Below are 7,224 nucleotides of genomic sequence, written 5' to 3' on the forward strand. Positions count from 1 at the left end.
GCGCCGGCTGCGCCGACGGCCGGAGCTTGCGCTCCGGGCTCACGAACGGGGCGTCGCGGCCGCGTAGCGTTCCGCCAAATCGCGGGCGGCGGCGGGCCACTCCGGGTATTGAAATTCGAACCCGGCCGCCGCCAGTTTGCCGGGAATCACGCGGCGGCTTTTCAGGACTAATTCGCTCTCGGACCGCATGAAAAACGTCCCGAGTTCGAGCATCGCCGCGGTCGCCGGGAGGCCGAACCGCACGCCGCAGGCGTCCCGCAGGGCGGCCATGAACGCCCCGTTCGGCAGCGGATTGGGAGCGGCAAGGTTCACCGGCCCGGCGAACGCGTCGTCCGCAATTAATTGGTCGACGGCAGCGCAGAAGTCCGCGTCGTGAATCCAACTCACGTACTGCTCCCCGCTGCCCTGCCGCCCGCCGAGCCGGGCCTTCACGAGGTTGTAGAACACCCCGAACGCCCCGCCGCGGTCGGGGCTCATCACGATCGCGGTCCGCATCAGGACCAGACGGGTGCGGTTCAGCTTCGGCTCGAAACTCTTTGCGGTCTCCTCCCACCGCTTCGCCACGTCGAAGCTGAAGGCCCAGGTGTCCGGCGGGTTCGGCCGGTTGCCGATGGGGTCGGCCTCTGTGTGGCCGGGGGGTTCGAGGGTGTGCGGGTAGATCGTGGCGGTCGAACTTTGCAGCCAGACCCGCGGCGGGTTCGGACAGGCGGCGAGCGCCTCGCCGACGGCCCGGGTCGAATCGAGTCGACTGTCGAGAATCGCCCGCCGGTTGGCCGGCGTATAGCGGCAGTTCACGCTGCGGCCGGCGAGGTTGACGATCGCGTCAGCGCCGTCCAGTTCCTTCGCCCAGGCGCCGACGGTCCTCCCGTCCCACTCCACGACGCGGCCCGGCCGGCCGTCCGCCGCCCCGGCCGATCGGCTGAGGACGACGACCTCGTGCCCCGCCCCGACGAAATGCCGGGCGAGGACCGAACCGATCTGACCGCGGCCGCCGGGGAGGAGGATCTTCATGTCCGGCCAACCGCGTCGGCCCGGGGGACGTAACCCCCGGGTCGCGGCGGGCGGCTCACCAGCGCCAGAAATAATGCCACTGATAGGAGACCTCGACGGTCTCGCCCGGCGGCACGGTGAGTTCCCAAACGACCTCCGTGGTCGGGTTCAGCGAGACCCACCAGTTCGGCACGCCGTAGCGGGACAGGTTCACGGCCCCGTCCGGAAGGTCGGCCATATCCGCCGGGCCGAGTTCCCGGCGTTCGGCCTGCTGGTCCTCCGCGGGGTGCGTCGCGGAGTCGACCTCGCCGGGGACGAGCTTCGTCAGGCGGATCGTCGTGGCCTCCGGGCGGCGGTTGGTGATCTCGATCGTCCCCCGCAGGGCGATCCGCTCGAAACGGTCCATCCCCCGCAGGTTCGGTTCCGGTTTCCGGCCGGTGATCGATTCCTCCAGATCGACGCTCACCTCGACGGCGCTGCCCAGATTCACCTCGGCCGTGCCGCCGGGGGCGGCGTAGGTCATTAAGCTTTGGGCGAGAATCTGCCCGTCGCGGTAGAGCAGGGCCGGGGCGGTGGTGAAGGGGGCGTCGGTGACGTTCGTCAGCACGACCGAGTGCCGCACCGTGCTGGCCGCGACCAGCGAACCGACCCGGCGGCGTTCGTTGTCGTCGCTCAATAATTCCCGCGGCGGGACCAACGGGAGCAGGGCCTCGTAGCGGTCTTCATAGGGAACGTCGAACTCCTTGACCTTCACCGTCATCCGCTCCCCTTTGGCGAGCGTGACGTGCTCCAGCGTATAAACGAACAGATCCTCGGCCCGGGTTCCGCCGGTCACTTCCGGGTCCGGGGCCTCCGCCGATTGGGCGCCGCTTCGGCCGAGGGAGCGCACCTGCGTTTGGATGCTGTTGGACAGCATCAGGCCGTCGCCGTCGAAGTCGGAGAATTCGTTCAGACGCCTCGCCTGATTCACCTGATCGTAGGCCACCTGCAAACTGATCGGGTCGGTCTGCCCGGCGAAGGCGAAGGTGGGCACGCCCACGACCAGTCGCACGGTCGCGTCGTCCAGATCAATCAGATCGTTCACCAACGCCGCCTGCAACACGACCTTCGCCCGGCCGTCCTTGCCGAGGGACACTTTATATTGCGGCACCCATTTGAATCCCTTTTGCACGTAGGACAGGCCCACGGTCGCCTCGGCGTTCGGCTCGGCGCCAATCACGCGGAGCTTCAAGCCGGTTTTGACGACCTGTTCCTCGATCGTCTTCGGGACTGGGCCGACGAGGGTAAACTCGTTGATCGAAGCGATCGGCACCACGCGAACGCCCTGCTCCGTCTGCAATAAAATCGTCGGCCCCCGCACCGGCAGCGTCGGCTGGCCGCCGCCGGCGGCGGGGTTGCGGTCGTTGCGGTCCTGCTCCTCGGCGGAGCGCGTCGGCCGGCCGAGGATCGTGGCGGGGTAGGAGATGTCCTCCTCGCCCCGCGACTCGTGCACGACGATCCGCGTGCCCGCCGCCGCGGTGAGAATCTCCTCCGCCGACAGCGGCGTGCGGGTCAGCGTGACGGCCTGATACCCGGCGGTGGCGCTTTTTAATTCCACGCCCTCCCCCGCGGCGTAGGGCCAGAAGGTGCCGAACACTGGCTCCGGCAGCCCGTCCACCCGGGCGACGCCGCCCTGCAAGGGAGCCGTGCCCTCCCGACGGACGAGGGCGTGGCCGTCTTTGAAGGCGGTCAGTTCGACCACCGGCAGCCGCTCCAGATCGGCCCGGGCCGGCGGCGGGAGCACGGATGCGGCGAGCAGCAACGCGAGCGGGGCGAGTTTCACGACGGCGCCTTTCGTGGGGGGCTCGTGGGAACCGGAGACGACCGCGGACGCCGCGGGCGCCGCGAAAGTTCCCGCAGCCTGTCGAGCGCCGCCTATTCCGTCGACTTCGCCCCCCGCGGGAACGCTCCGAGGTCCGGCCGCCCGGCGTCGTCTCGCAGCGTCGTGCCGACGGGCACCGCGAACCGCACCGGCGGCGGGGCGACGTCCGCCGGGCCGGCGTCGACCAGCGGAGAGCCCTCCGCCGGGGCGAAGTGGTCCGCGACGAAGCCCGGATCGCGGCCGCTGAGCACGTGTTCCCCGCCCGTCACCCGCTCCGCGGCTCCCGGTTGCCAGCGGCGGGCGAACCAGTTCACGCCCAGTTCGACCCGCCCCGGCCCCGTCGACACCACCGGCCGCCCGCCCTCCGGCGCGACGAAGACGTTCCCCCGCACCGTCGCGACGCCCTTCGGCGAGGAAAGGGACAGCAGCGTCGTGATCCCGGGGCGACGGGTCACGACGGTATTATATTCGAACCGCAGCCCGCCCGGCCGATAGTTTTCGTAGTGGTCGGAGTCGCCGCCGTGGTGCACGATCTGATTGTTCCCGGCGTTCTCCGGTTCAATCAGTAAATTGCCGACGACCGTCGTCGTGGCGTAGGAGGGATGAGCCGAGAGTTCCCCGTGTCCCGCGTCGACGAGGTCCAATTGGCGATTGCCGCCCTCGATCCGGTTCGCCCGGACCACAAGGCCGGCGGAGCGATCCTTCAAGTTATTGCCCAGCGCCCCCTCCCGCAGCGGGCCGAAGGCGTTCCCCTCGTAGGTCATGCCGAGGGCGGAGGTGTAGGCGTTGTGTTCGTAGGCGCTGCCGGGGTTGCCGTTGCCGTCCAGTTCGCAGCCCTCCACCCGCACGTCGCGGCTTGCGGGGGCGACGAACAGCCCGTTGCCGCTGTCCCGCAGGGCGCAGTCGCGGAGCGTGATCTGCTCCCCCTTCTCAATGAACACGGCGGCGGCGTTCTCCGCGTAGGCGGTCCGGCCGTCGCGGCCTTCGAAATAAAACGGCTCTCGACCGCCCCGGATCTCCAATCCCTCCAGACGAACATAAGCCGGAGTGACATCCGCCGGCCGGTTCGCCCCGCCGATTTTGACGACGCCCCGGGCCTCGTTCCAATAATTGAGTTGCGAGCGGGTGACGGCGTCGCGGCCGTCGATCACCGGGCGGTTGCCGTCCGCGTCCCGCACGCCGCGGATGACGATCGGGTTCTCCTTCGTGCCCCTGACGCACAGCACGAACTTCCCTCGGTAGGGCTCCGGCCGGGCGTGGATCGTGACGGCGTCGCCGGCTTGAAGACTCTCCCAGGGAACCTGATCCAGTTCCGCGAGCGTCCGGCCGGGGCCGACCTCGTAGGTCGTGCCGGCCGAGACGAGGGCGGCGAACAACAGCGAAGCGGCGGCGATCATGACGGCGGGGCGCGGGGGGCGAGCGGACGGCCGCCCCAGCCTACAGCGACCAGAACCGCACCCGCACGGGTCGCCGGCACTCCGGGCAGCCGGACTTGCGGCAGTCCAGCCACGCGATCGGCACCTGCGACCACGCGAACAACGCCCCCAGCATCAGCGTCGGCCCCGCGACCTTCAGCGGGAACCAACCGAGCAGCCACGCCGCCGCGGTCAGGGCCGCCGAAACGGCCGCGATTACGCCCCCGACGATCAGAAACGTGCCCGGCGCCTCCTGGCCGCCGGGGGCGCAGTCCACTTCCCAATTCGCCGCGAATCGCTCGCCGCAGTGGGGACAGATCATCGAGGACTCCGCGACTTCAACGCCGCCGGCGGGCGGCGGCGCTCAGTGGATGCCCAGGCGCTCCAGCGCCCGCAGTTCTGTCTCCCATTCGGCCCGCTGCTCCGCGGTGACGTCCGGGTCCGGCAGCAGGCTGCGGCGGGTGCAGTTCACGAGCGCCTGCAATTCCTGATAACGGCGGGTCTGCTGGATCGCCGGCGGCAGACGGTCGCGGACGGCGGCGAAGACGTCCTCCTCAGACAACGTCTCCCCGGCCGCCCTTCCCTCGGACGACAGGGCCCGGCGGGCCTTCAGGTCGCTCCGCAAACTGGCGTACGCCGCGGCGCTGGTGGTGGGCGACAGCTCGGCGTCGAGGCGGGTGATCAATTCGGCGCTTGGCTCGTTCCCGACCGCCGGATTGACGACCCAGCGGATAAACGCCCGGCGGTCTTCGCCGGTCGGATCGAGAACGGGGATGATCAGGTCGCCGACGCGGCCGGGGCGGCGGACATCGGGGCTTAATAGATGAATGCGGGCCGTCATCAATAACCAGAGGATGCGGCCGCGGAGCTTGGGGTCGCTCATCATCGCTTGCACCTTGCCGGTCAGGCGGCGCTCGGTCTCGTGCGTGCCGCTGCCGACCCCGCCGAACTGGGTATCGGCCTCGTCCACGAAGATCACCGCTTTTTGAAGCGCCTCCAGCACGCGGCGGAGCTTTTCGAATACGACGTCCGTCTGACCGAACCACTGGCTGCGGATGTTTTTGAGCACCAAGACCGGCAAATCCAACTCCGCGGCGACGGCCTCCATCAAAAACGTCTTGCCGCTGCCGATCGCCCCGGCGACCGCGGCTCCCGGCAGGGCCGCTTCGCCGCTGGCCTGGAAGCGGGGGATGAGTTCTTCCCGCAGGAACGCTTTCAGGTCCTCGAAACCGACGACGTCCTCCAGCGAGTGCTCCGGCTTTTTGAATTCGATCACGTCCTCGCCGAGCTGCGCCCGGATGAACTCCTCCACCTTGCCGATCACCCCCGCCGGCGTGAGCGGCTCTCCGCTGTGAGCGGCGCCGGCCAATAATTGGCGGAGGGCGTGCAGGTTCAGACCGGCGGCGAACTGCGCGAGGCTTTCCGGCCCCGCCTCCTCCCCCGCCCACAGGCGGACCGGCCGGTTCGCGTCCTTCAAAAAGTCCTCGATATAATCCAGCCGCAACCGCACGTCCGGGGCGGGAACCTCCACGCCAAGCACCTGCGGCAACCGGCCGACCCGCGGATGCACCGCGGAGCGGCTGTCGGCGATCAACACGACGCTGTCGCCGCCCTCGATAAAGTCCGGATCGCAGAACCAGTCCTCCACGATCGTCACCCGCCGCAATTGATCGGCCGGCAAGCCGCTTACCCCGCCCTGCCCGGCCGGCAGCAGCACGTCGGCGGCCTCGATGAGGATCAGCAGCGAGCCGTTCAACGCCTCCCGGCTGCAGATCGTCAGTTGGCGGAGGAACTCCAACGCCTGCGTCGGCCGGCCGATCGCCTCGTGCATGAGTTGGTCGAACTCGCGGCCGAGCTTGGTCCCTTCGGTCTCGCCCCGCTGGCCGAGGCCGCGGAGCAGCAGCGTGTCGGCGTCCGCCCCGGTCTTCCAGCGAACCCAGGCGTCCTTCAGCGCCGCCCGGTCCGCCTCGCCGACCCGCACCGGCCCGTTTAATTCATAGACGACGCGAATCAGCCCGGCGGTCTCCGTGCGTTCCAGCAGGAAGGGGACCAGCGGCACGAACACGGTATCGCCCTGCCCGCCGATCTGCCGGGCCGGCCGAGCGGCGGGAAACAGGTCGTGGACGTTGCCCGACAGCACGACCGCCCGGGTCTGCCCGCTGTTGAGCAGCCGGGCGAGGTCGGAGAAGAACGCGGGAACGGCGGACATCGGCGCACTTCCGGAGGGGGCGGGCAGCTTGGAAGCTGATTCCACACTAACCCGAAGCGTCAGCGAGGACCTCCGCGCCGCGAAGGGACGTTTTGCGGGGCCGCGTCTGAAACTCTCGCTGACGCTTCGGATGCGTCCACCCCGGATCTCTGAAGCAGCCTCCGACGGGATGAACGAGCGAAGGGCCGCCCCCGCGGGAGCGACCCTTCGTGATCAATGATCAATCCGGCTGGTGACAGCCGCCGCGCCCCGGCTCACCGCCGCCGGAGGAGGCGGAGGGCGGCTTGGACGTCGGGCTGCTCGTGCAGGGGGAGGCTGGTTTGCGGGACGCGGGGGCCGTCGGCGGAGCGGGCCGCGCGGCTCGGGCGGTAGGCGCTGGTGCGGTCGCCGCGGAGCCCGGCGGTCGGGTCGGCGGCGGCGAACAGGTCGTCCGGCGTGCCCGTCGGCCCCGCGGCCGCGTCCGGCCGGGCACCGGCGCCGGCGTCGAACTCCCCGGGGGCGTCGGCGTGCTCGGGGGTCGGCACGTCCGGGGAAAGGCCCAGGCCCGCGTAGTTGCGGCCGCGGGGGGAGTAGAACCGGGCCGTCGTCAGCTTCAGGCCGCTGCCGCGGCCGCCCCGCTCCAGCGCCGCCCAGGCGCCCCGGCCGGCCGACCGGGGGGCGTCGCCCAGATCGACGATGCTCTGCACGCTCCATTTGCCGTAGGTCGTGCGGCCCACGATCGTCCCCCGGCCGTGGTCCCGCAGGCAGCC

Annotated in this window: 6 protein-coding genes; all 6 read right to left on the minus strand. The window is 70.1% G+C overall.

The window, feature by feature from the left end; all coding sequences use genetic code 11:
* Nucleotides 1–39 precede the first annotated feature (39 nt).
* Nucleotides 40–1,011 (minus strand): TIGR01777 family oxidoreductase, encoded by a 972-nt coding sequence (locus tag ACG2DA_RS20760; protein ID WP_395258348.1) that lies wholly within the window; start codon nt 1,009–1,011, stop codon nt 40–42.
* Between the two features lie 55 nt (nt 1,012–1,066).
* Complete coding sequence (locus ACG2DA_RS20765) at nt 1,067–2,812, minus strand: hypothetical protein (protein ID WP_395258350.1); 1,746 nt, start codon at nt 2,810–2,812, stop codon at nt 1,067–1,069.
* Nucleotides 2,813–2,904: 92 nt separating this feature from the next.
* A complete protein-coding gene (locus tag ACG2DA_RS20770) occupies nt 2,905–4,248 on the minus strand; it encodes a polysaccharide-degrading enzyme (protein ID WP_395258352.1) in 1,344 nt (447 codons plus the stop codon).
* 40 nt (nt 4,249–4,288) lie between these two features.
* A complete protein-coding gene (locus ACG2DA_RS20775) occupies nt 4,289–4,588 on the minus strand; it encodes a hypothetical protein (RefSeq protein WP_395258354.1) in 300 nt (99 codons plus the stop codon).
* A 42-nt stretch (nt 4,589–4,630) separates the two neighbouring features.
* Nucleotides 4,631–6,475, minus strand: coding sequence for an AAA family ATPase (locus ACG2DA_RS20780; protein ID WP_395258355.1), 1,845 nt, complete (start codon nt 6,473–6,475; stop codon nt 4,631–4,633).
* Nucleotides 6,476–6,729: 254 nt separating this feature from the next.
* Nucleotides 6,730–7,224: S41 family peptidase (locus ACG2DA_RS20785; protein ID WP_395258357.1), on the minus strand; the 495-nt coding region annotated here is incomplete at its 5' end.

It is taken from the genome of Alienimonas sp. DA493, from assembly GCF_043951915.1.
In the GTDB taxonomy this organism is placed as follows: Bacteria; Planctomycetota; Planctomycetia; order Planctomycetales; family Planctomycetaceae; genus Alienimonas.

Excerpts from the sequence above, each read along its gene's own strand:
- ACG2DA_RS20760 (WP_395258348.1), bottom strand. The coding sequence starts at position 1,011 with ATGAAGATCCTCCTCCCCGGCGGCCGCGGTCAGATCGGTTCGGTCCTC.
- ACG2DA_RS20770 (WP_395258352.1), bottom strand. The coding sequence starts at position 4,248 with ATGATCGCCGCCGCTTCGCTGTTGTTCGCCGCCCTCGTCTCGGCCGGC.
- ACG2DA_RS20775 (WP_395258354.1), bottom strand. The coding sequence starts at position 4,588 with ATGATCTGTCCCCACTGCGGCGAGCGATTCGCGGCGAATTGGGAAGTG.
- ACG2DA_RS20780 (WP_395258355.1), bottom strand. The coding sequence starts at position 6,475 with ATGTCCGCCGTTCCCGCGTTCTTCTCCGACCTCGCCCGGCTGCTCAAC.